Origin of the sequence: Enterobacter sp. 940_PEND (genome assembly GCF_001059415.1) — a bacterium.
GTDB lineage: Bacteria > Pseudomonadota > Gammaproteobacteria > Enterobacterales > Enterobacteriaceae > Enterobacter > Enterobacter cloacae_M.
Window position 1 is genome coordinate 1 of record NZ_JUMS01000059.1, and the last position, 23,640, is coordinate 23,640.

General features: G+C 56.2%; 18 protein-coding genes and 1 pseudogene. 11 read left to right on the forward strand and 8 right to left on the reverse strand.

What is annotated here, in order from left to right; all coding sequences use genetic code 11:
- The 5 genes from ADJ24_RS09550 to selB all read left to right on the forward strand — a co-directional run.
- On the forward strand, positions 1 to 290 hold a 290-nt coding region (locus ADJ24_RS09550; protein WP_048702312.1), incomplete at its 5' end, for a DUF3302 domain-containing protein.
- A gap of 2 nt (positions 291 to 292) precedes the next feature.
- Positions 293 to 1,429 (forward strand): HlyD family secretion protein, encoded by a 1,137-nt coding sequence (locus ADJ24_RS09555; RefSeq protein ID WP_008502730.1) that lies wholly within the window; start codon positions 293 to 295, stop codon positions 1,427 to 1,429.
- Between the two features lie 90 nt (positions 1,430 to 1,519).
- Positions 1,520 to 2,128 carry a glutathione S-transferase gene (locus ADJ24_RS09560; RefSeq protein WP_023309924.1) on the forward strand — a complete coding sequence of 203 codons (609 nt, stop codon included), beginning with the start codon at positions 1,520 to 1,522 and terminating at the stop codon, positions 2,126 to 2,128.
- Between the two features lie 103 nt (positions 2,129 to 2,231).
- Positions 2,232 to 3,617: an L-seryl-tRNA(Sec) selenium transferase gene (selA, locus tag ADJ24_RS09565; protein ID WP_023309925.1), complete on the forward strand. Its 1,386-nt coding sequence runs from the start codon at positions 2,232 to 2,234 to the stop codon at positions 3,615 to 3,617.
- Positions 3,614 to 5,452, forward strand: coding sequence for a selenocysteine-specific translation elongation factor (selB, locus tag ADJ24_RS09570; RefSeq protein ID WP_048702313.1), 1,839 nt, complete (start codon positions 3,614 to 3,616; stop codon positions 5,450 to 5,452). Before selA ends, selB begins: the two co-directional genes overlap by 4 nt.
- 3 nt (positions 5,453 to 5,455) lie before the next feature.
- Here selB and ADJ24_RS09575 read toward each other — a convergent pair whose 3' ends face one another.
- Positions 5,456 to 6,340, reverse strand: coding sequence for an ROK family protein (locus ADJ24_RS09575; RefSeq protein ID WP_023309927.1), 885 nt, complete (start codon positions 6,338 to 6,340; stop codon positions 5,456 to 5,458).
- 165 nt (positions 6,341 to 6,505) lie between these two features.
- Here ADJ24_RS09575 and aldB point away from each other — a divergent pair, with 165 nt between their 5' ends.
- A complete protein-coding gene (gene aldB, locus ADJ24_RS09580; RefSeq protein ID WP_023309928.1) occupies positions 6,506 to 8,044 on the forward strand; it encodes an aldehyde dehydrogenase AldB in 1,539 nt (512 codons plus the stop codon).
- Here the strand turns inward: aldB and ADJ24_RS09585 are convergent.
- Positions 8,041 to 9,003, reverse strand: a complete 963-nt coding sequence (locus ADJ24_RS09585; RefSeq protein ID WP_023309929.1) for a LysR family transcriptional regulator — start codon at positions 9,001 to 9,003, stop codon at positions 8,041 to 8,043. The genes aldB and ADJ24_RS09585 overlap by 4 nt on opposite strands.
- A gap of 120 nt (positions 9,004 to 9,123) precedes the next feature.
- Between ADJ24_RS09585 and ADJ24_RS09590 the strand changes: the two genes are divergently transcribed.
- Both ADJ24_RS09590 and ADJ24_RS09595 read left to right on the forward strand, forming a co-directional pair.
- A complete protein-coding gene (locus ADJ24_RS09590; RefSeq protein ID WP_023309930.1) occupies positions 9,124 to 9,864 on the forward strand; it encodes a MipA/OmpV family protein in 741 nt (246 codons plus the stop codon).
- Between the two features lie 383 nt (positions 9,865 to 10,247).
- Positions 10,248 to 10,703, forward strand: coding sequence for a 4Fe-4S dicluster domain-containing protein (locus ADJ24_RS09595; protein ID WP_023309931.1), 456 nt, complete (start codon positions 10,248 to 10,250; stop codon positions 10,701 to 10,703).
- 4 nt (positions 10,704 to 10,707) lie between these two features.
- Here ADJ24_RS09595 and avtA read toward each other — a convergent pair whose 3' ends face one another.
- Complete coding sequence (gene avtA / locus ADJ24_RS09600; protein ID WP_023309932.1) at positions 10,708 to 11,964, reverse strand: valine--pyruvate transaminase; 1,257 nt, start codon at positions 11,962 to 11,964, stop codon at positions 10,708 to 10,710.
- A gap of 238 nt (positions 11,965 to 12,202) precedes the next feature.
- Positions 12,203 to 14,233, reverse strand: a complete 2,031-nt coding sequence (locus tag ADJ24_RS09605) for an alpha-amylase (RefSeq protein ID WP_023309933.1) — start codon at positions 14,231 to 14,233, stop codon at positions 12,203 to 12,205.
- 313 nt (positions 14,234 to 14,546) lie between these two features.
- On the opposite strand from ADJ24_RS09605, the gene ADJ24_RS09610 reads away from it, so the two are divergent.
- Positions 14,547 to 15,371 (forward strand): protein bax, encoded by an 825-nt coding sequence (locus ADJ24_RS09610; protein WP_032661838.1) that lies wholly within the window; start codon positions 14,547 to 14,549, stop codon positions 15,369 to 15,371.
- A 40-nt stretch (positions 15,372 to 15,411) separates the two neighbouring features.
- Here the strand turns inward: ADJ24_RS09610 and xylR are convergent.
- The 4 genes and pseudogenes from xylR to xylF form a co-directional block, all read right to left on the reverse strand.
- Positions 15,412 to 16,589 (reverse strand): annotated as a pseudogene (gene xylR / locus ADJ24_RS09615) (D-xylose utilization transcriptional activator XylR).
- Between the two features lie 33 nt (positions 16,590 to 16,622).
- Positions 16,623 to 17,804 (reverse strand): xylose ABC transporter permease XylH, encoded by a 1,182-nt coding sequence (gene xylH / locus ADJ24_RS09620; RefSeq protein WP_023309936.1) that lies wholly within the window; start codon positions 17,802 to 17,804, stop codon positions 16,623 to 16,625.
- Positions 17,782 to 19,323 carry a xylose ABC transporter ATP-binding protein gene (locus ADJ24_RS09625; protein ID WP_023309937.1) on the reverse strand — a complete coding sequence of 514 codons (1,542 nt, stop codon included), beginning with the start codon at positions 19,321 to 19,323 and terminating at the stop codon, positions 17,782 to 17,784. Before ADJ24_RS09625 ends, xylH begins: the two co-directional genes overlap by 23 nt.
- Before the next feature lie 72 nt (positions 19,324 to 19,395).
- Positions 19,396 to 20,388, reverse strand: a complete 993-nt coding sequence (gene xylF / locus ADJ24_RS09630) for a D-xylose ABC transporter substrate-binding protein (protein ID WP_023309938.1) — start codon at positions 20,386 to 20,388, stop codon at positions 19,396 to 19,398.
- Positions 20,389 to 20,759: 371 nt separating this feature from the next.
- On the opposite strand from xylF, the gene xylA reads away from it, so the two are divergent.
- Together xylA and xylB are read left to right on the forward strand one after the other, a co-directional pair.
- The gene (xylA, locus tag ADJ24_RS09635; RefSeq protein WP_123244561.1) at positions 20,760 to 22,082 is read left to right on the forward strand and encodes a xylose isomerase; all 1,323 of its coding nucleotides are present in this window, start codon (positions 20,760 to 20,762) and stop codon (positions 22,080 to 22,082) included.
- Between the two features lie 72 nt (positions 22,083 to 22,154).
- The gene (gene xylB / locus ADJ24_RS09640; RefSeq protein WP_023309940.1) at positions 22,155 to 23,609 is read left to right on the forward strand and encodes a xylulokinase; all 1,455 of its coding nucleotides are present in this window, start codon (positions 22,155 to 22,157) and stop codon (positions 23,607 to 23,609) included.
- The last annotated feature ends 31 nt before the right edge of the window (positions 23,610 to 23,640 follow it).

Below are 23,640 nucleotides of genomic sequence, written 5' to 3' on the forward strand. Positions count from 1 at the left end.
CCTCAAAAACACCATCATACACTAAATCAGTAAGTTGGCAGCATCACCCGCATGCCGATGCGATTCATACGGCAGGCTGGATTAGCCTGTTTACGCTCCATGCCATCTGGCCGTTCCTGTGGATATGGGCCACGCTGTACCGTGAAGATCGCGGCTGGGGGATGCAAAACCATATCACCAAGCCTGATGAGGTTCCGGGCATGGATGCGCTGGCCAAACGCGTGGCAGAATTAGAACAAAAGCTGGCCGCGGTAAAGCCTGCTGCTGATAATAACACGCTGGAGCGCTAATCATGGATCTGTTGATTATTTTGACCTACGTGGCATTTGCCTGGGCCATCTTTAAAATATTCCGCATTCCGGTAAACCAGTGGACGCTTGCCACCGCAACATTAGGCGGGGTGTTTATTGTTGCCGGACTTATTCTGTTAATGAACTATAACCATCCGTACACCTTTACGGCGCAAAAAGCGGTTATTTCTATTCCGATTACGCCGCAGGTTACCGGGGTGGTTAGTGAAGTGACCGATAAAAATAACCAGCTCATTAAAAAAGGCGAAGTGTTATTTAAACTGGATCCGGGCCGCTATCAGGCGCGCGTCGACAGACTCCAGGCCGACCTGGTGACCGCGACGCATAATATCGACAATCTTAAAGCGCAGCTGGCGGAAGCCGTCGCCAATACGACGCGCGTTTCCGCAGAGCGTGACCGCCTTTATAAAGATTATCAGCGCTACCTGAAAGGCAGCCAGGCTAAGGTGAATCCGTTCTCTGAAAGCGATATCGACAACGCGCGGCAGAACTATCTCGCGCAGGATGCGCTTGTGAAAGGCTCCGTTGCTGAACAGGTGCAGATTCAAAGCCAGCTGGACAGCATGGTGAACGGCGAGCAGTCGCAGATTGCTTCACTACGCGCTCAGCTTGCCGAAGCGAAATACAACCTGGATCAAACCGTGGTGCGTGCGCCGAGCGATGGTTACATCACCCAGGTGCTGATCCGTCCGGGGACGTACGCCGCCGCGCTGCCGCTGCGTCCGGTGATGGTCTTTATTCCTGAACAGAAGCGTCAGATTGTGGCCCAGTTCCGTCAGAACTCGCTGCTGCGTCTGAAGCCGGGCGATGAAGCGGAAGTGGTGTTTAATGCCCTGCCGGGCCAGGTGTTCTCCGGTAAGCTCACCGCAATTCTGCCTGTGGTGCCGGGAGGAACCTATCAGGCGCAGGGCGCGCTGCAGTCTCTGACGGTCACACCGGGTACGGATGGCGTGCAGGCCATCATAGAGCTGAGCCCTGACGCTGAAGTCGATGCCCTGCCGGACGGTATCTATGCCCAGGTGGCGGTCTACTCGGACCATTTCGCCCACGTCTCGGTGATGCGTAAAGTATTGCTGCGCATGACCAGCTGGATGCACTACCTCTATCTCGATCACTAATCCTTCCGGGGCAGGAATGCGACACGCAAACCTGCCCTTTTTTCATCGCTTGATCCATACTGACTTTTTTCCGGCATCAAGGATCAGGCAATGAAACTCATCGGTAGCTACACCAGTCCCTTCGTGCGAAAGATCTCGATTCTCCTGCTGGAGAAAGGGATTGAATTTGAATTCATCAATGAACAGCCCTACAACGCTGAAAACGGCGTCGCGCAGTACAACCCGCTGGGGAAAGTCCCGGCGCTGGTGACGGACGAGGGCGAATACTGGTTCGATTCCCCGATTATTGCGGAGTATATCGAGCTGCTGGGCGTTGCCCCGGCAATGCTGCCGGCTGACCCAAAAGCGGCGCTGGCAGTGAAGCAAATTGAAGCCCTGGCCGATGGCATTATGGATGCGGCGTTAACCTCCGTGCGTGAACAGGCAAGGCCCGTCGCCCAGCAGTCGGAAACGGAACTGTTACGCCAGCGGGAAAAAATCAGCCGCAGCCTGGACAGGTGCGAACAGCTTATCCGGGAAGGAAAGATTCAAACCGACAGCCTGAACCTGGCAACCATCGCTATCGCCTGCGCCATCGGCTATCTCAACTTCCGCCGGGTTTCTCCTGGCTGGTGCGTCGACCGTCCGCTGCTGGTGAAACTTGCAGACACGCTTTTTAGCCGCGAGAGCTTTGCCCGTACCGAACCGCCAAAGGCTTGACGCGGGTTATAACACTTCGGCGTCGGAGGTTGTACAATCCCTCCACATGTTAACTCCCTCTCCCGTCGGGAGGGGGGAAGATATTTACTCGCCAGGCGCCTTCATGACTACTCATCATTCGCTGTACAGCCAGATCCCCGCTACCGACCGTCTCCTTCGCGAGCCCCGCATTCATGCTGCCGTTGAGCGTTTTGGCCATACCGCGACGGTGGAGATGTTACGCCTGCTTCAGGACGAAGCCCGATGCGCTATTCAGTCAGAAAACGCCTTGCCCGAATGGTGCGCGGCGTGGGAGCAGGAAGTTGAGCACCGGCTGGATGAGAAAGCGCAAAGCGCGTTACGCCCGGTGATTAACCTGACCGGTACCGTGCTCCATACCAACCTGGGACGCGCGCAGCAGGCGGAAGAGGCTATCGCGGCGGTTGTTCAGGCCATGCGGGCGCCCGTGACGCTGGAGTACGATCTGGACGGCGCCGGACGCGGGCATCGTGACCGGGCGCTGGCGGATCTGCTGTGCCAGCTGACCGGCGCGGAAGATGCCTGCATTGTGAATAACAACGCCGCAGCGGTGCTGCTGATGCTGGCGGCCACCGCCAGCGGCAAAGAGGTGGTGGTTTCCCGCGGCGAGCTGGTGGAGATTGGCGGGGCGTTTCGTATTCCGGACGTGATGCGCCAGGCGGGCTGCACGCTGCATGAGGTGGGCACTACCAACCGCACCCATGCGAAAGATTATCGCGCGGCGGTGAATGAAAATACCGCCCTGCTGATGAAGGTTCACACCAGCAATTATCATATTGAAGGCTTCACCAAAACGGTTGAAGAGGGCGAGCTGGCGGCGATTGGCCGCGAACTGAATATTCCGGTGATTGCCGATCTCGGCAGCGGCTCGCTGGTGGATCTGAGCCTTTATGGGCTGCCCAAAGAGCCGATGCCGCAAGAGATGATTGCCGCAGGCGTCAGCCTGGTCAGCTTTTCCGGCGACAAGCTGCTTGGCGGGCCGCAGGCCGGGATTATCGTCGGCAAGCGCGAGCTGATTGCGCAGCTCCAGCAGCATCCGCTCAAGCGCGCCCTGCGAGCCGATAAAATGACGCTTGCCGCGCTGGAGGCGACGCTGCGGCTCTATCTCCATCCGGAGAAACTGGCCGACCGCCTGCCCACGCTGCGTCTGTTAACCCGCGATGCCGCTTCGATTCGCGCCCAGGCCGAATTACTGCTGCCGCGCATTACCCCGCACTACCCCGATTTTGACGTTCGCATTGAACCCTGCCAGTCGCAGATTGGCAGCGGTTCGCTGCCGGTGGACAGGCTGCCGAGTGAAGCGCTCACGTTCACCCCGCGTGACGGGCGCGGCAGCCACCTTGAAGCCCTGTCGTCGCGCTGGCGTGGCCTGCCCGCGCCGGTTATCGGGCGGATTTACGATGGCCGAATGTGGCTGGATCTGCGCTGCCTTGAAGATGAAGAGCGATTTCTGGAGATGTTGTTGAAATGATTATTGCCACCGCCGGTCATGTCGACCACGGAAAAACCACGCTACTGCAGGCGATTACCGGCATAAACGCCGACCGCCTGCCGGAAGAGAAAAAGCGCGGCATGACCATCGATCTGGGCTATGCCTACTGGCCCCAGCCTGACGGTCGCGTACTGGGTTTTATTGATGTTCCGGGGCATGAAAAGTTTCTGTCCAACATGCTGGCGGGCGTGGGGGGCATCGATCATGCCCTGCTGGTGGTGGCCTGCGATGATGGCGTCATGGCGCAAACCCGTGAGCACCTGGCGATCCTGCAGCTGACCGGTAACCCGCAGCTGACCGTGGCGCTGACCAAAGCCGATCGCGTGGATGACGCACGCGTCAGCGAAGTGCGCGAAACGGTACAGGCGACCTTGCGGGAGTATGGTTTTGCCGATGCTCCGCTTTTTGTCACCGTGGCGACAGAAGGGCGCGGTATCGATGAACTTCGCCACCACTTACGGCAGCTTTCGTCGCGTGACCACGCCAGCCATCATCGCTTCCGTCTGGCAATTGACCGGGCGTTTACTGTAAAAGGCGCGGGGCTGGTGGTGACCGGTACGGCGCTGGGCGGTGAAGTGAACGTAGGTGATACGCTCTGGCTGACGGGCGTTAACAAGCCGATGCGCGTGCGCGGCTTACATGCGCAAAACCAGCCCGCGGAGCGTGCTCATGCCGGGCAGCGGATCGCGCTGAACATTGCCGGGGATGCGGAAAAAGAGCAGCTTAACCGCGGCGACTGGCTGCTGGCCGATGCCCCACCTGAGCCGTCTGAACGCGTCATTATTTGCCTGCAGACAAACGTGCCCCTGACCCAATGGCAGCCGCTGCATATTCACCACGCGGCCAGCCATATCACCGGACGCGTGTCGCTGCTGGAAAACGACCTTGCCGAACTGGTATTCGATTCACCGCTCTGGCTTGCAGACAACGATCGTCTGGTTCTGCGTGATATTTCCGCGCGGGAAACGCTTGCCGGGGCACGGGTGGTCGCGCTGAATCCACCGCGACGCGGCAAGCGTAAACCTGAATATCTGCAGTGGCTGGCTGCTCTGGCGCAGGCCAGCGATGATAACGCCGCGCTGCGGGTGCATCTTGAGCGCGGTGCGGTGAGCCTGCGTGATTTTGCATGGGCACGCCAGCTGAGCGAGGAAGGGTTACGCCTGCTGGCCCAGCAGCCGGGCTTTATTCAGGCTGGAAACAGTCTGCTAAACGCCCCGGTTGCTGCGAACTGGCAGCGTAAGATACTGAGCACGCTCGCAACGTACCATGAACAGCATCAGGATGAGCCTGGCCCGGGCCGTGAGCGTCTGCGGCGCATGGCGCTGCCGATGGAAGACGATGCGCTGGTGCTGCTGCTGATTGAAAACATGCGCGAAAGCGGGGCGATCAAAAGCCATCACGGCTGGCTGCATCTGCCGGATCACAAGGCCGGGTTTACCGCAGAGCAAGAAGCGGTATGGCAAAAAGTGGCCTCGCTGTTTGGCGATGAGCCGTGGTGGGTTCGCGATCTGGCCCGCGAAACGAATACCGACGAGCAGGTAATGCGTCAGGTATTGCGCCATGCGGCGCAGCAGGGGCTGATAGTCGCGATCGTGAAAGATCGTTATTACCGTAACGATCGCATTGTGGCGTTTGCGAACCTGATCCGCGAGCTGGATCAGGAGCGGGGCTCTACCTGCGCAGCCGATTTCCGCGATCGGCTGAACGTGGGCCGCAAGCTGGCGATACAGATCCTGGAATATTTCAACCGTATCGGCTTTACCCGCCGTCGGGGTAATGACCATCTGCTTCGTGACGCGCAGCTATTTCCCTGAGCGCTACGTGTGGCGGGAGAGTTTTTGCTTTGCCAGCCATACCGCGCCCAGTCTTCCTGCCTGGTTACCCAGCTCGCAGGGCAGAATGGGCACTTTGAGTGCTTCCCATTCCTCGAATTGCTCCAGGTACTTATCGAGCAGGAGATAAATTTTCTCCTGCTCGCTTACCCCTCCGCCAATCAGCACTGCCTGTGGATCGAACATCGAGATCACGCTATAAACGCCGCGCGAGAGAAAATGCGCCCAGGCTTCAATAGCTTCGCGCAGATGCACGTCGCTCTCCATACGTTTAAACAGCTCCTTGCCGTCAGGCATTTCTTCTTCTGAAACGGCCAGCGCGCGGCGGCAGGCTTTCATCAGGCCGCTGGCAGACGCAACCTCGTGCATCGGTTCGCCCTGGTCCCCCACGGGCAGCACGCCAAATTCGCCGGCGCGGTAATGCGACCCGCGATAGAGATCGCCCTCCATCACAATCCCGCCACCAATGCCCGTGCCGATGGTGATACAGACGAAATGCTCGTAATCCTTACCCGCGCCCTGCCAGCGCTCGCCCAGCGCCGCACAGTTGGCGTCGTTTTCCACGGTGACGGGAAGATCGGTCAGATCGGCGAAGAGTTCGCACAGGTTTTCGCTGTCGAGATAGTCGAGCGCGCCCGCTTTAGCCGCTTCGCCGCTATGGTGGTTAATATGGCCGGGAAAGCTCACGCCGATACCGACGATATCGTATTCGTCCTGATACGCTTCAACTGCCGCTTTCCACTTCTTTTTGAAGGTGTTTTTATCCTTAGGGGTATCGTACTCGTCTGTCGTCAGCTCCTTGCCATTTTCATCAATCACGCCGTGCTTGATATGGGTTCCGCCTACGTCAAAACCGATAAATAGCTGCATCGCATCGTTCCTTATAAGCTCTTGACTTGTTAAGTATGGCTCAGTGGCAGAAACGAAACGTAAAGTACGGTAATCCGTGATACGGCTCGTAAACCCGTCACCCACTGGCGAGAAAAACGCCAGCCGGAACTACCCTTGTTGTACACCAACAGCAAGGAGACGGTCATGACAAACAATCCTCCCTCATCGCGTATCCAGCCCGGCGAGTATGGTTTTCCCCTCAAGCTGAAGCCTCGTTATGACAACTTTATTGGCGGCGACTGGGTAGCTCCCGTCGACGGCGAATACTATTCCAACCTGACCCCCGTAACCGGCCAGCCGCTGTGCGAAATAGCCAGCTCCGGCAAGCGCGATATCGATCTGGCGCTGGATGCGGCGCACAAAGCGAAAGATAAATGGGGCCATACCTCAGTTCAGGACCGCGCGGCTATTTTGTTCAAAATCGCTGACCGGATGGAGCAGAATCTGGAGCTGCTGGCGACGGCAGAGACCTGGGATAACGGCAAGCCGATCCGGGAAACGATGGCGGCAGACGTGCCGCTGGCCATCGACCACTTCCGCTATTTTGCCTCCTGCATTCGCGCTCAGGAGGGCGGAATAAGCGAGGTAGACAGCGACACCGTGGCGTATCATTTCCACGAACCGCTGGGCGTCGTCGGGCAAATTATTCCGTGGAACTTCCCGCTGCTGATGGCGAGCTGGAAAATGGCGCCCGCGCTGGCGGCTGGCAACTGCATTGTGCTGAAACCGGCGCGTCTGACCCCGCTCTCGGTACTGCTGCTGATGGAAATCGTTGGCGACCTTCTGCCGCCGGGCGTGATTAACGTGGTCAACGGTGCGGGCGGTGAGATAGGGGAATATCTGGCTACCTCGAAACGGATCGCTAAAGTGGCGTTTACCGGGTCGACGGAAGTGGGCCAGCAGATTATGCAGTACGCCACGCAGAACATCATTCCGGTGACCCTGGAGCTGGGCGGGAAATCCCCGAACATCTTCTTCGCGGACGTGATGGAGGAAGAGGATGCCTTCTTTGATAAAGCCCTGGAAGGGTTTGCGCTGTTTGCGTTTAACCAGGGCGAAGTCTGCACCTGCCCAAGCCGCGCGCTGGTGCAGGAGTCCATCTATGAGCGCTTTATGGAGCGGGCCATTCGCCGCGTCGAGTCTATCCGCAGCGGTAACCCGCTCGATAACGTCACGCAGATGGGGGCGCAGGTCTCGCACGGACAGCTGGAAACCATCCTCAACTACATCGATATCGGCAAGAAAGAGGGGGCGGATATTCTGACCGGCGGTCGCCGTAAGGTGCTCGGTGGGGATCTGCAGGAAGGGTATTACCTGGAGCCAACGATCCTGTTCGGTCAGAACAACATGCGCGTCTTCCAGGAGGAAATTTTCGGACCGGTACTGGCCGTGACCACCTTCAAAACGATGGAGGAGGCGCTGGAGATTGCCAACGACACGCCGTATGGGCTGGGAGCGGGCGTCTGGAGCCGCAACGGTAATCTGGCCTATAAAATGGGTAGAGGTATTCAGGCCGGGCGCGTCTGGACCAACTGCTACCACGCCTATCCTGCCCACGCTGCATTTGGCGGTTATAAGCAATCGGGTATCGGGCGTGAAACCCACAAGATGATGCTGGAGCATTATCAGCAAACGAAATGTTTGCTGGTCAGCTACTCCGATAAACCGCTGGGGCTGTTCTAATCGCCCAGCTCAGGCCGTCCATGGGCGGCCTGAGCAATTTGCTGGCGCAGGCAGTTCAGAACGCCATCCAGAACGTATTGCACGCGCCAGGGCTGGTATTCGCGTTTGCGGAAGATGGCCGTCAGATCGAGCCACCACTCTTCCTGATGCGGGAAGCAGGGAACCAGCATCCCTTGCGTTAATTCTTTTTTCAGACTCTCTTTTGGCGCAAAAACAATCCCAAGATTATTTCTTGCCAGCTCCAGGGCCGTCTGCGTATTGTCGCAAATATAATTACCGGTCACCCGGTAGTCATGCACGCTATCACTGCCGTGCACGCGGAAACGCCAGATATTTGCATCATCGACCAGCATGGAGTCAATGAGAATACAGGAATGATTAATTAAATCTTCAGGTCCCTTTAAGGGGTGTTTATTTAAATACTCAACGGTTGCGAATGCCGTAACAGAATATTTTGTCAACACGCTGGCGACCAGGCTTTCATCTTTCGGCTGCGCATAGGTAATTAAAATATCGCAGTCATCTGGAAACGAAACACCTTCCGCAAATTCATTGCGATCCAGATTGTACGTTTTCAGGGATATGCGGATGTCACCGATATCATTGATTTTGTGGATCACATGCCGCGACAGATAGGTCACGATACCCGTAGGGGCGTAAATCGTGACTTTTCCGCGTTTTTCATGCTTGTAATCCGCAATGAAATTAACAAGTTGAGTATTTTTATCCAGCGTGGCGTTAACATAGGGAAGTAACGCTTCACCGAACTGAGTAAGCGCCAGTTGACGCGTGGTGCGTTCAAAAACCTTGAGTCCAACCCGTGTTTCAAAATCAGACAGATATTTGCTGACGTTGGCCTGCGCCATGCCCAGCAGGGCGGCGGCATCACCAATGCTGCGAGTTGCGGCGATGACGGATATGATTTTTAATTCGCGTGGCTTCAGCTGTAAATTACTCATCCTGCACACCCATCTATATGATTTTATATATAATATTATATAAACCACAGCGTTGCATTGGCAAATTTGTAACCATTATTATGCGCCTCGCTTGTTTGGCATTTTAATGGATTACATGTAATGACTATTAAATACAATTTACTCATCGCGGCCACGTTATTTGCAACATCCTCAGCAATGGCCGGTGACTTTTCACTAGGAGCGGGGGCTGTATTTAATGAGTCTCCTTACAAAGGCTATAACGAAAATACGACCGCAGTACCGTTAATTAGTTACGAAGGCGACAACTTTTATGTTCGCCAGACCACGGGCGGATGGATCCTGTGGAAAGACGCAAAAAATGAACTCAGCCTGACCGCATCGTGGATGCCGCTGCATTTCGATCCAGATGACAACGACGACCATCAGATGAAACAGCTTGATGAGCGTAAAGCCTCTGCCTTCCTCGGCGGCGCGTACTACCGCCACGAAAGCTGGGGTTCTCTGAAAGTGGCGGTCTCTGGTGATGCCACGGATGAAAGCGGCGGTATGATCGGCGAGGTTTCTTACTTCCGTCCAATCAGGATGGAACGCCTGACCCTGACGCCCTCTGTCGGTATTTTCTATAGCGACGAAAGCTATAACGACTACTACTACGGCGTATCCGGCAGCGAGTCTCGCCGCTCAGGTCTGGATGAATACACCGCCGGTGACAGCTGGACGCCATACGTTGGCCTGGCGGCCAAATATCAGTTAACCCAGAAGCTGTATCTCAACGCCAGCGCGGTCTACACCGTATTGCCTGACGACGTGAAGAACAGCCCGATGATCGACCGCGACGACAGCTTCGCGCTGATGACCGGCCTGACCTGGCGTTTCTGATGCGTTAAAGCCGGGTGGCGGCTTCGCCTTACCCGGCCTACATGGACTGCCGTCGCAGTTTTACGTAGGCCCGAGCAAGCGAAGCGCCGCCGGGCATATTTGAGAGTACCGATCTTCCGTTTTCCCTTCCCGTCATGACTTCCTCATTAATATTCCTGATACGCTAATGCGATCTGCGCCATCAATAAAGGTGTGCATCATGTGTATCATTCTTAAAGAAAATTAAACCGTGCACTCTCGCCCGTATTTGGCGACGGGTGGGAATTAAGCACGGATATCAGGAGTCGTTATGTTTTATCCGGCTTACATTCATTCTGATTCCGACGGTAGCGCCAGCGGCTATCTCAAAAGAACTGGATTTTAACGTGCGCGAGGCGTAACAGATGAACCGATTTATCGTGGCGGATGCGGAAAAATGCATTGGGTGCCGCACCTGCGAAGTGGCCTGCGCGGTGTCGCATCAGGACGCCGTCGCCGCTCATGCCTTTACGCCCCGCCTTCGGGTGGTTAAGGGGGACGACTACACAACGGCAGTGGGTTGCCATCAGTGCGAGGATGCGCCATGTGCTAACGTCTGTCCAACCCATGCTATCAGCCGTACGGCGGGAGCCTGGCTCGTTGAGCAGACGCGCTGCATTGGGTGCAAAAGCTGTATGGTGGCGTGTCCGTTCGGGGCGATGCAGGTGCGCATGGAGGGAAATAAGCCGCAGGCGCTGAAATGTGATTTATGCCTGCATCGCGAAGGCGGACCGGCCTGCGTGGAGGCCTGTCCAACCCACGCGTTGCGATGCGTTGATCCTGCCAGACTACGCGCCGAACGGCTGCATAATCTGGCGTAAGAACTTACTGACCGTCTTCGCGCCAGGCTTTTTCAATTTCTTCGGCGAGAATTTTAACACCCGCTTCGATTTTTTCCGGATCGGGCACGTAGTTCATGCGCATGCACTGGTGAGTATGCGGCCACGGCTTATCCAGCCCCGGGAAGAAATAATCGCCTGGTACCATCAGCACGCCGCGCTTTTTCAGGCGCTGGTAGAGTAGTTCGGTGGTGATAGGCAAATCCTTAAACCACAGCCACAGGAAAATCGCCCCTTCAGGCTTGTGGATCAGGCAGCGTTCTTCCGGCAAGTAGCGGCGAAGTATCGCAATCGTCTCCTGAACGCGCTGGTAATAGAATGGCTTGATCACGTCATTAGACAGACGCAGCAGATCGTTGCGCTTAATCATTTCGCACATCATCGCCGGGCCAATGCCGCCCGGTGAAAGGCTGATAATGCCGTTCATATTGGTAATGGCGGTGATGATTTTCTCGTTGGCGATGATGATGCCGCAGCGGCTGCCCGGCAGACCCAGCTTAGAGAGGCTCATGCACAGGACAATGTTCGGGTTCCACAGAGGACGTGCTTCGCTGAAGATAATGCCCGGGAACGGCACGCCGTAGGCGTTATCGATCACCAGCGGAATGCCGTGCTGATTCGCGAGAGCATCCAGCTTCATTAGTTCGTCGTCGGTGATCACGTTGCCCGTTGGGTTAGTCGGGCGCGATACGCAGATCATGCCCGTCTCTTCACCAATATGCAGGTGTTCAAAATCGACGTGATATTTGAACTGGCCTTCCGGCAGCAGCTCGATGTTCGGGCGCGCGGAGACGAACAGATCCTCTTCCAGGCCGGAATCGGCGTAGCCGATATACTCCGGCGCCAGCGGGAACAACACTTTTTTGGTGGTGCCGTCGGCGCGACGCCCTGCGAACAGATTAAACAAGTAGAAAAACGCGCTCTGGCTGCCGTTTGTTAGTGCAATATTCTGTGGTTCGATATCCCAACCCAGCTCGTCACGCAGCATTTCGGCGAGGAGTGCCAGCAGTTCAGTTTTCCCCTGCGGGCCGTCGTAATTGCAAAGCGCATCGGTTGCTTTGCCGCTTTCCAGCATCTGAGCGAGCAGCGTCTGGAAATAGGTATTCATCTCCGGAATTTGAGCCGGGTTTCCGCCGCCGAGCATGATTGCGCCCGGTGTGCGCAGCCCGTCGTTGAGGTCCTCCATCAGGCGAGTAATGCCTGAATGGCGGGTAAATTTGTCGCCGAAAAGTGAAAACGTCATAGCAGGTGATCTGTCGAGCTTATTTTGAAAGTGGGTAACCATAACGCTAGCACCGTGCTGGTGCAAATCGGGTGATGTGGTCGGATTTGTTGTTTTGTATGGCGGAGTTGGATTTATACAGTGAATAGTTCTGGTGGATTTTGCCTCACCCCGACCCTCTTCCAAGAGGGAGAAGGGGAAAAGACGGCGCCGTGCGGTTCCCTCTCCCCTGCGGGGAGAGGGTTAGGGTGGGGGAGAATTATTGATTACCTGCCCATACCACCATCACCTTATCGCCCTTGTGCTCTCGCACGAAGCCATATCCCTCTTTCAGCGACAATGTGGTTTGCTTGCCTTCACCGATCGCCGGATGGCGGGCGCGGAACTGACCCAGCGTTTGCCAGTGGGCGACGGTTAGGGCCTGCTTGCCCGTGACGTCCTGCCAGTTCATATCTGATCGGGTGCCCTGTAATGGGTCAGAACCTGTCGGCCCGAACGGACGCTCGGATTCATCCCCGTAATAGATTTGTACGCTGCCCGGTGCTAACAGAAGCAGCTCCGCAGCTCGCTGGCCCCCTTCGCGGAACAGACGCGTATCGTGTGATGAGAGATAGCTCAGCACGTTGAAGCTTTGCAGCTTTTCCGCCATCTGCTGCCAGGTGAGATCCATATCTGCCAGACAATCCACCGCTTTTGCCGCCTGCTCCTGATAGTCAAAGTTAATCATCGCATCAAAACCGTGGCGGTAATAATCGCTTTGCATCACCCCGTGGCCCCAGGATTCCCCGGTCATCCAGAAGGGTGCGTTGTCGAGCTTTTTGTCCGGGTTCGCCCCTTTCCAGGCGGCCAGCGCCTGGCTTGCCTGGTCTTTCAGCTGTTGCCAGGCCGCAAGCTCAACGTGTTTCGCCGTATCCACCCGGAAACCGTCGATGCCGTAGTCACGTACCCACTGGCTCAGCCAGTGGGTCAGATAATCGCGCGGGGTATATCCCGGGATGGCCTTCGCGTGGGTGTCGGGCTTGTGTTGGTAAAAGTTAGGCAATCCGGAAGGCGTCGTGGATTCCGTTTTCAGATCCGGCAGAAATGCCAGCGACATGGTCAAATCGTCGAAGCCAGGGTTGTCGTAATCGCCGATGTCCGTGCGGATCCATTTCTTGCCCCACCATTTCTCCCATGCGGCTTTGTCGCTAAAGTTGATGTAGTCGTTAAAGCTGTGCCAGCTTTGGCCCGCGCCCGGCTTCCAGTCCGTCCAGCGTTCTCCCAGCGTCTTTTTCAGCTCATCACCCTGAAGGTACAGGGCACCAAACTGAAATTCCTGCATGTCTGCCAGCGTGGCATAGCCAACGTGGTTCATAACGATATCAAACAGAACGCGGATCCCGCGCTTGTGCGCTTCGTCGACAAGATGGCGTAAATCATCTTCGGTGCCCATGTTGGCGTCGAGCTTCGTCCAGTCCTGGGTGTAGTAGCCGTGATAGGCGTAATGCGGGAAATCTCCTTTGGTGCCACCGCCTACCCAGCCGTGGATCTGCTCAAGCGGGGAGCTTATCCAGAGCGCGTTCACCCCCAACTGCTGTAAATAATCGAGCTTGCCGGCAAGTCCTTTGAGATCCCCGCCGTGGAAGGTGCCAATCTCTTGCATACCGTCTTTATGACGACCGTAGCTGTTGTCGTTGCCCGGGTCACCATTCACATAACGGTCGGTCAGCACAAAATAGACGGTGGCGTTTTGCCAGCTAAACGGCGCCGGCCTGTCGGTTTCGGCGCGCTCAAGCAGCAGCAGGCCGTTACTGTTAGCGGCTGGCTGCAGGGTGATTTTTCCATTCTGCACCGTCGCCGTCTGTTTACTGTAGTAGTCGCGCACCACGGAGCCTTCCGGGAAGGTACTGCTGACGTCCAGCGTCAGCGGTTTGCCGTCCCACTTCGGACACTGGCGGATAACGTTTGCAACCGGCTGTTCTGCGGTACTCTGAATCGTCAGCATGAGGGTGGGCGTGCCGGAGCGGGTATCAATCCGCATCTGGTAGTCACCGTCGCGGAAAAGGCGCCACTGCGGCGGCGTGCCGTCACAGGGCTTGAGCGACAGCATCTCATTGAGTTTTATCGCATCCGCAGGCTGCCAGCACGTCTTGTCAAAACTCAGCGTCAGAGGACGCGTACCCTTCGCAAGCTTTGCCTGGCTGGTGAAGACACCGGTGCCTTCGGCGGTAAATGCGTTAAACCCCGGCGATGACCAGTCGGCATGCGCCAGTGCGGGTAACATCAGAAAGGCTAATGCGGTACGTTTCATTCCTTTTTCCTGTCGCGGCATTTTTGACCAGTGTGCCATCAGGCGGGGGGCTGAAACTCATCCCCTGTCGCTTTCTGCCAGGAGGATGCGTGAGGATGAGTGATCTCGCGCAAAATTAGGCAGTTATCTGCGATAGCGCACACAGTTTTTGTGGAATGATGTTTTTATGAGCAAGTTTCAGGTGACATAGTTTCGGAATTGGACTATTTCTATACGTGCTCTTGAAGTCTATTTTTGATATGATTTGAGATTCCGCTCTCAAATTTGTGAAAAAATAAGGTGTTGGGATGATTACATCCGACCAGGAGACCTAATGATATCGACTCCCATTCGACGATATGGGGCTGCGATACTCATGTTACTCACCACGGCATTTTCGGGTGAGGTGCTTGCGAAGACGCACACGGATACAACGAGTAAGAAAGCCCACGTAATAAAGACGACAAGTAGTAAGGTTAGCAGTAAACAAGAGTATTCTCGCAATAGTGCAAAGAGTAGTTCACTTCCTGATTTGCGAAAATACCCTTCCGGAACACCAAGGAAAAAAGCGTTTCTCCGGACGGTAATGCCTTACATCACGAGTCAAAATGCCGCGATTACTGCGGATCGTAACTGGCTGATTTCTAAACAGTACGATAGCCGCTGGTCGCCGTCAGAGCGCGCGCGTCTGAAAGATATCACGAAGCGCTACAAGCTGAGCTGGAACGGTAACACCCGTCGTGTGCCGTGGAATGCTCTCCTTGAGCGTGTAGATATCATCCCGGGCAGCATGGTTGCTACCATGGCTGCTGCCGAAAGCGGCTGGGGTACTTCAAAGCTTGCGCGTAGCAACAACAACCTTTTCGGCATGAAATGTGTGAAAGGTCGTTGTAATAATGCCCCTGGCAAGGTGAAAGGCTATTCGCAGTTTGAATCTGTGAAAGATTCCGTCAGCGCTTACGTAGTGAATCTGAACACGCACCCGGCCTACTCATCGTTCCGTAAATCACGCGCTCAGCTGCGTAAAGCGGACCAGGAAGTGACGGCCAGTACGATGATCCACAAGCTGAAAGGTTATTCGACAAAGGGACAGAGCTATAACAACTATCTGTTCGCCATGTACCAGGATAACCAGCGTTTAATCGCCGCCCATATGTAATCTCAAAAAAAACGCCTTCCACTGGAAGGCGTTTTCTTTTCTATATCAGCACCTCGCTGTGGCGATCCCGATACTCCTTCGGCGTGGTGTCATACTCTTTGCGGAACACCGAATAGAAGTATTGCAGAGACGGGTAACCGCACATCTGCGAGATTTCGTTGATCGACAGTGACGTGGAAATGAGCAAGCTGCGTGCTTTCCCAGCTTTTCAGCATGGATGACGGCATGAATGGTTTCGCCCACCTCTTCTTTAAAACGCTTCTCCAGATTCGAACGCGAAATGCCCACCGAATCCAGCACCTGATCGACCTTAATCCCTTTGCAGGCGTGGTTGCGAATGTAGTGCATGGCCTGAATGACGGCCGGGTCGCTTAAGGAGCGATAATCGGTTGAGCGACGCTCCACCACGCGGACAGGAGGCACGAGCAAACGCTGAAGCGGCAGAGATTCTTTATCCAGCAGACGATGCAGCAGCTTCGCCGCCTGATAGCCCATCTGACGCGTGCCCTGAGCAACGGAGGAGAGCGCCACGCGAGACAGATAGCGGGTCAGTTCTTCGTTATCTATGCCAATCACACACAGCTTTTCGGGCACCGGAATGTGTAAGTGTTCGCAGACCTGCAGCACGTGCCGCGCGCGAGCGTCCGTCACGGCGATAATACCGGTTTGCGGCGGCAGCGTTTGCAGCCAGTCCGCCAGGCGGTTTTGCGCGTGCTGCCAGTTTTCCGGCGCGGTCTCCAGCCCCTGGTACACCACGCCGCGATACTTCTCCTGTGCGACCAGCTGGCAAAACGCGTGTTCTCGCTCAACGGCCCAACGCTTGCCGCTGGTGGCCGGTAACCCATAAAACGCGAAGCGATGGACGCCTTTCTCTTTTAAATGGAGAAAGGCGGCCTCGACCAGGGCATGGTTATCGGTGGCAATATAGTGGACCGGCGGATAGTGTTCGGGCGCATGATAGGAGCCGCCGACGCCCACAATCGGGACGTCGACGTCGGTCAACAGCTGCTCAATGACGGGATCGTCATAGTCGGCAATGACGCCATCGCCCAGCCAGTCTTTGATGTTCTCCAGACGGGTGCGAAAATCTTCTTCAATAAAAATGTCCCATTCAGATTGCGACGCCTGCAAATATTCACCAACACCTTCCACCACCTGACGGTCGTAGGCTTTATTGGCATTGAATAACAACGTAATGCGGTGACGCTTTTCAAACATGGCTCACTTCCCAATTAAGTCACAATACGGTTATCAGGCCCGTCGCTTGGTGGCCGAGTCCATCCAGACTGCCAGTAAAAGAATGGCCCCCTTGACGATATACTGCCAAAACGTCGGGACGTCCATCATACTCATCCCGTTATCCAACGACGCCATGATAAATGCCCCCATGACCGCGCCCGCCACGCTACCGATACCCCCTGCGAGGCTGGTGCCGCCAATGACGCAGGCGGCGATAGCATCCAGCTCGGCGATGTTACCGGCGGAGGGAGAACCGGCGCCCAGACGCGAGCTGAGGATCAGCCCGGCGATAGCGACCATCAGGCCGTTAATGGCGAAGACCGCCAGCTTGGTACGCTCGACATTGATACCCGAGAGGCGGGCAGCTTCAAGGTTGCCGCCTATGGCATAAATACGGCGGCCAAACGCGGTGCGCGTCGCCATAAACATACCGGCCAGCAGTAAAAGCGCCAGCAGCAGGACGGGTGTCGGGACACCGCGATAGTCGTTCAGAAGCCAGATGGCGCCCAGCACAATGACCGCCGTGAGCGCCTGACGCCCCACCACCGATGTTGACGCCGGAGAAGCCAGCCCCAGCGCCTGACGACGCATGCGTCCACGCCACTGCCACGCGACAAACCCCAGCAACCCCGCCACACCGAGGGCAAAGCCCACGCTATCCGAGAGGTAACTCTGACCAATCTGCGACATTGCTGCACTGGTCGGGGAGACGGTGGTGCCGTTAGTGATGCCGATTAAGATCCCGCGAAAGGCCAGCATCCCCGCCAGGGTGACAATGAACGATGGCACCTTACGGTAGGCAACCCACCAGCCGTTCCAGGCACCCAGAACCAGACCCAGCACCAGCGTCACCGCCACGGTCAGCGGCAGCGGCCACCCGAGCCAGACGTCAAAAATCGCCGCCACGCCGCCGAGTAGACCCATCATCGACCCGACCGACAGGTCGATCTCCGCGGAGATAATCACGAACACCATGCCCACGGCCAGAATGCCGGTAATAGCGGTCTGGCGGAGCAGGTTGGAGACGTTACGCGCGCTTAAGTACGAGCCATCGGTCATCCAGGTAAAGAACAGCATGATGACGATAATGGCCGCGATCATCACGAAAACCTGCAGGTTAAGCGCTTTTAGCCCTGCGAATGCACCGGGCGTCGGAACAGCGACTTTGATATCAGACGGATTGCTTTTCGACATGACGTTCGCTCCTTAAAGCGGCTTCCATCACCTGCTCCTGCGTCAGGTTCTGGTTAATCAGGTTGGCTTTCAGTTTTCCCTCGTGCATGACCAGCACGCGGTCGCTCAGGCCGAGCACTTCGGGTAACTCAGACGAAATGACAATGACGGCAATCCCTTGCTGTACAAGCTGATTAATCAGTTTGTAGATTTCATATTTGGCACCGATATCAATCCCGCGCGTCGGCTCATCAAGGATTAATATGCGTGGATTGAGAAGCAGGCAGCGCGCCAGAATCGCCTTCTGCTGGTTTCCCCCGCTCAGGCGGCCAATCGCCAGTTCCGGCGAGGAGGTTTTGACCTTCAGCCGGGCAAGCGACTGGAGGATGCACTGCTGCTCGGCGGCGTCGTCCAGGCTGCTCAGCGCGCCGGAGAATCGATCGAGTGCCGCAAGCGTAATGTTTTTACCCACTGCCATCACCGGTACGATGCCGTCTTTCTTACGATCTTCCGGCACCATGGCAATGCCGTGGGCAATCGCCTGCTGGCAGTTGTCGATTTTCACCGGCTGACCGTCGATATAAACCGCGCCCTCCCAGCGCCCCGGCCACACGCCAAACAGGCACTGTACGGCTTCGGTGCGCCCGGCACCGACGAGGCCAGCAATCCCAAGAATTTCACCGCTGTGAAGGGAAAACGAGACGTTATTGACGCGCTTGATGTGGCGGTTAACGGGGTGCCACGCGGTCAGGTTTTCCACGCGCAGCACTTCATCGCCCGTTGCGTGGGGTTCATTCGGGTAGAGCGCCGTCAGCTCGCGGCCCACCATCATGGTGATGATGTCATCTTCACTCATGCCTGCGGCTTCACGCGTGCCGATGTGCTGCCCGTCGCGGATCACGCAGATGGTGTCCGAAATGGCTTTGACCTCGTTCAGCTTGTGCGAAATGTAGATACAGGCGATGCCGTGGTTTTGCAGATCGCGGATGATGTTGAGCAGAACCGCGGTTTCCTGTTCGGTGAGCGAGGCCGTGGGCTCATCAAGGATCAGCAGCCTGACCTGCTTATTAAGCGCTTTCGCTATTTCGACCAGCTGCTGTTGCCCGAGGCCCAAATCCCCCACGCGGGTATCCGGTGAAATGTTGAGGCTCACCTGCGCCAACAGCTTTTCGCAACGGAGCGTCATGGTGTCGTAATCCAGCACGCCGCGGTGGGAAATTTCGGCCCCGAGGAAAATGTTCTCCAGCACGGTGAGATGCTTCACCAGCGCCAGCTCCTGGTGAATAATGGCGATGCCTTTGCGCTCGGTATCGCGGATGTGTGTCGCCTGAATCACTTCGCCGGCAAAGACGATTTCGCCTTCGTAGCTGCCGTGTGGGTAGATCCCGCACAGCACTTTCATCAGCGTCGACTTGCCCGAGCCGTTCTCGCCGCACAGCGAAACCACTTCGCCGGGGTTCAACCGGAGGCTAACGTTGTCGACGGCTTTCACCGTGCCGAAGCGCTTGGTGATGCTTTTCATTTCAAGTAAATAGGGCATAACCGCTCCACATAACCCGAGGGAAGAACAGTACAACGTGATGCGCCCCCGCAGAGCAGGGGCTGCGCCGGATTACAGTTCGCTCTTCTTGTGGAAACCGTCTTTAACCACGGTGGCGTCAATGTTCTCTTTATTGACTTCAATCGGCGTGAGCAGGCGAGCTGGAACGTCTTTCAGGCCGTTATTCAGCGTTGCATCTGCTTTAGGTTGTTTGCCATTGCCCAGCTCCACGGCGATTTCCGCCGCCGTATTGGCCAACTGGGTAATCGGTTTGTAGACCGTCATGGTTTGGGTGCCTGCGATAATGCGTTTTACGCCAGCCAGATCGGCATCTTGTCCTGAAATGGCGACTTTTCCGGCCAGCCCCTGCGCGCTCAGGGCCTGGATAGCACCGCCTGCAGTGGCATCGTTGGAGGCCACAACCGCATCAATTTTGTTGTTGTTGGCCGTCAGCGCGTTTTCCATAATTTTCAGCGCGTTTTCTGGCAGCCAGCCGTCGGCCCACTGATCGCCAACCACTTTAATTTTCCCGTTATCGATGTACGGCTTAAGGACTTTCATTTGCCCTTCGCGGAACAGTTTGGCGTTGTTATCTACCGGAGAGCCGCCCATCAGAAAATAATTGCCCTGAGGCACTTTGTCGATCAGGCTTTGCGCCTGTAATTCCCCGACTTTTTCATTGTCGAACGAAATATAATAATCAATATCCGCATTATTAATCATGCGGTCATAGGCCAGGACTTTTATGCCTTCCTGTTTGGCTTCTTTCACCACGTTACTTAATACCTGGCCGTTATAGGGGATAATGACCAGAACATCGACGCCACGGTTGATCATATTCTCGATCTGCGACATTTGTGTTTCTTCATTGCCGTTAGCCGACTGAACAAACACGCTGGCGCCGAGGGATTCTGCTTTCTTCACAAAAATATCGCGATCTTTTTGCCAGCGCTCCAGGCGGAGGTCGTCAATCGCCATACCAATTTTGACCTCTTTGGCATGTCCTGCAAAGCTTGCAAGGAGGAGCGTGGCGCAGAGCGTTAGAGTCAGATTCTTTATCTTCATAATTATTAGGCCTTTTTGTAGGGGTATGTGTTGCTGAGATAAAAGAAACATTCACTGCTGAGACGCAGCAAATTTTTAACGCGGAAAGGCGGGCTGGCAATTACAGATTTTTATCTTCTCATTATGATATTTGGTTTATTTCTGAATTTATGACCGCGATCGGATTTTAAAATACGTAACGTCTTAATTACATTTGATTCTGGAATGCGCGCCGAAAAATAGTTTGTCTGCGCATTATTTTGCGAGCCAGCGCACAGTTGTGCATTCTCTCAATAGCAGTGTGAAATAACGTAATTGAGCAACCCAAAATGTCTATTCACTATTACTCCTGTATCAACGACTCGCCGCATACCCTGATTATGGAGCTCAATATGCAAGCTTATTTCGACCAACTCGATCGTGTTCGTTACGAAGGCCCAAAAACGACCAATCCTTTAGCATTTCGTCACTACAACCCGGATGAGCTGGTGCTGGGTAAGCGCATGGAAGATCATCTGCGCTTTGCCGCCTGTTACTGGCATACCTTCTGCTGGAACGGCGCCGATATGTTCGGCGTGGGTTCCTTTGACCGCCCGTGGCAGCAGCCGGGTGAGGCCATCGAACTGGCAAAGCGCAAAGCCGATGTGGCGTTTGAGTTCTACCACAAGCTGAACGTGCCGTACTACTGCTTCCATGACGTGGACGTGTCGCCGGAAGGGGCGTCGCTGAAAGAGTATCTGAACAATTTTGCGCAGATGGTGGATGTACTGGCGGCGAAACAGCAGCAAAGCGGCGTGAAGCTGCTCTGGGGCACGGCAAACTGCTTCACCAACCCACGCTACGGCGCGGGCGCGGCAACCAATCCGGATCCGGAAGTGTTTAGCTGGGCAGCCACGCAGGTGGTGACGGCAATGAACGCTACGCATCAGCTGGGTGGCGAGAACTATGTCCTGTGGGGTGGCCGTGAAGGTTATGAAACGCTGCTGAACACCGACCTGCGTCAGGAGCGCGAGCAGATTGGCCGCTTTATGCAGATGGTTGTCGACCATAAGCACAAAATCGGCTTCCGCGGCACGCTGCTGATCGAGCCGAAACCGCAGGAACCGACCAAGCACCAGTATGACTACGACGTGGCGACGGTGTATGGCTTCCTGAAGCAGTTCGGTCTGGAAAAAGAGATTAAAGTGAACATTGAAGCCAACCACGCCACGCTGGCGGGCCACTCTTTCCATCACGAGATCGCGTCTGCCATTGCGCTGGGCCTTTTCGGCTCTGTCGATGCGAACCGTGGCGATGCACAGCTGGGCTGGGACACCGATCAGTTCCCGAACAGCGTGGAAGAGAATGCGCTGGTGATGTACGAGATCGTCAAAGCGGGCGGTTTCACCACCGGCGGCCTGAACTTTGACGCCAAGGTACGTCGTCAGAGCACCGACAAATACGACCTGTTCTACGGCCACATTGGCGCGATGGACACCATGGCGCTGGCGCTGAAAGTGGCCGCGCGCATGATTGAAGACGGCGAGCTGGATAAGCGCGTAGCGAAGCGTTACAGCGGCTGGAACAGTGAGCTGGGCCAGCAAATCTTGAAAGGTCAGTTATCGCTGGCGGAAATTGCGAAGTACGCTGAACAACAGCAGCTGGCGCCGCAGCACCAGAGCGGGCACCAGGAACTGCTGGAAAATCTCGTAAACCACTATCTGTTTGATAAGTGATTGAGCTGAAGATGCACGTAGGCCCGGTAAGCGTTAGCGCCACCGGGCATTTCTGTTAAAGGAGTCACCGTAATGTATATCGGGATCGATCTTGGCACATCGGGTGTGAAAGCTATCCTGTTGAGCGAGCAGGGCGACGTGTTAGCAACGCAGACGGAAACGCTGCAGGTTTCACGTCCGCATTCGCTGTGGTCGGAACAGGATCCGGAACAGTGGTGGCAGGCGACGGATCGCGCAATCAAAGCCTTAGGTGAGCAGCACAGCCTGCGCGACGTTAAAGCGCTGGGGATTGCCGGACAAATGCACGGCGCTACGCTGCTCGATAGCCAGCATCGTGTGTTGCGTCCTGCGATCCTCTGGAACGATGGCCGCTGCGCGGAAGAGTGCGCGCTTCTTGAGGAACGCGTACCCAATTCCCGCGAGATTACCGGTAACCTGATGATGCCCGGCTTTACTGCGCCCAAATTGCTGTGGGTGCAGCGCCATGAACCGGAGATTTTCCGTCAGGTGACGAAAGTCCTGCTGCCGAAAGACTATCTGCGTTTTCGCATGACGGGCGATTTCGCCAGCGACATGTCGGATGCCGCGGGCACCATGTGGCTCGACGTGGCGAAGCGCGACTGGAGCGAGGCGATGCTGGATGCCTGCCATTTGACCCGGGAACATATGCCCGCGCTGTACGAAGGCTGTGAGGTGACAGGCGGACTGCTGCCAGCCGTTGCTGAACGCTGGAATATGCCTGCCGTACCGGTGGTAGCCGGGGGCGGCGATAACGCGGCGGGCGCAGTCGGTGTAGGGATGGTTGAGGCGGGCCAGGCGATGCTGTCACTGGGAACGTCTGGCGTCTATTTTGCCGTCAGCGACGGGTATCGCAGTAATCCTGAAAGCGCTGTGCACAGTTTCTGTCATGCCCTTCCCGGGAAATGGCATTTGATGTCGGTGATGCTCAGCGCGGCATCCTGCCTGGACTGGGCGGCAAAACTCACCGGCATGGCCGACGTTCCGGCTCTCATTTCCGCAGCCCAGCAGGCGGATGACGCTGCGGGTACCGTCTGGTTTTTACCGTATCTTTCCGGCGAGCGTACGCCGCACAACAACCCGGAAGCGAAAGGGGTGTTCTTTGGTTTAACCCATCAACATGGCCCGGCAGAACTGGCGCGTGCGGTTCTGGAAGGCGTGGGCTATGCGCTGGCCGACGGGATGGACGTGGTGCACGACTGCGGCCTGAAACCGACGAGCGTCACCCTGATTGGCGGCGGTGCGCGAAGCCCTTACTGGCGACAGATGCTGTCGGATATCAGCGGTTTGCAGCTGGATTTCCGCACCGGCGGGGATGTCGGGCCCGCGCTCGGTGCCGCGCGTCTGGCGCAGATAGCCATTCATCCGGAACAGCCGCTTTCGCAACTGTTGCCGCAGCTGAAGCTTGAACAGGCGCATTTGCCTGATGCAACGCGCCATGCGCGGTACGCGGAAAGGCGCGACGTGTTCCGCAAAATCTACCAGCAGCTGCTGCCTCTGATGGCGTAAATACGCTTGTCCTGGAGAGGCACGAGGATGT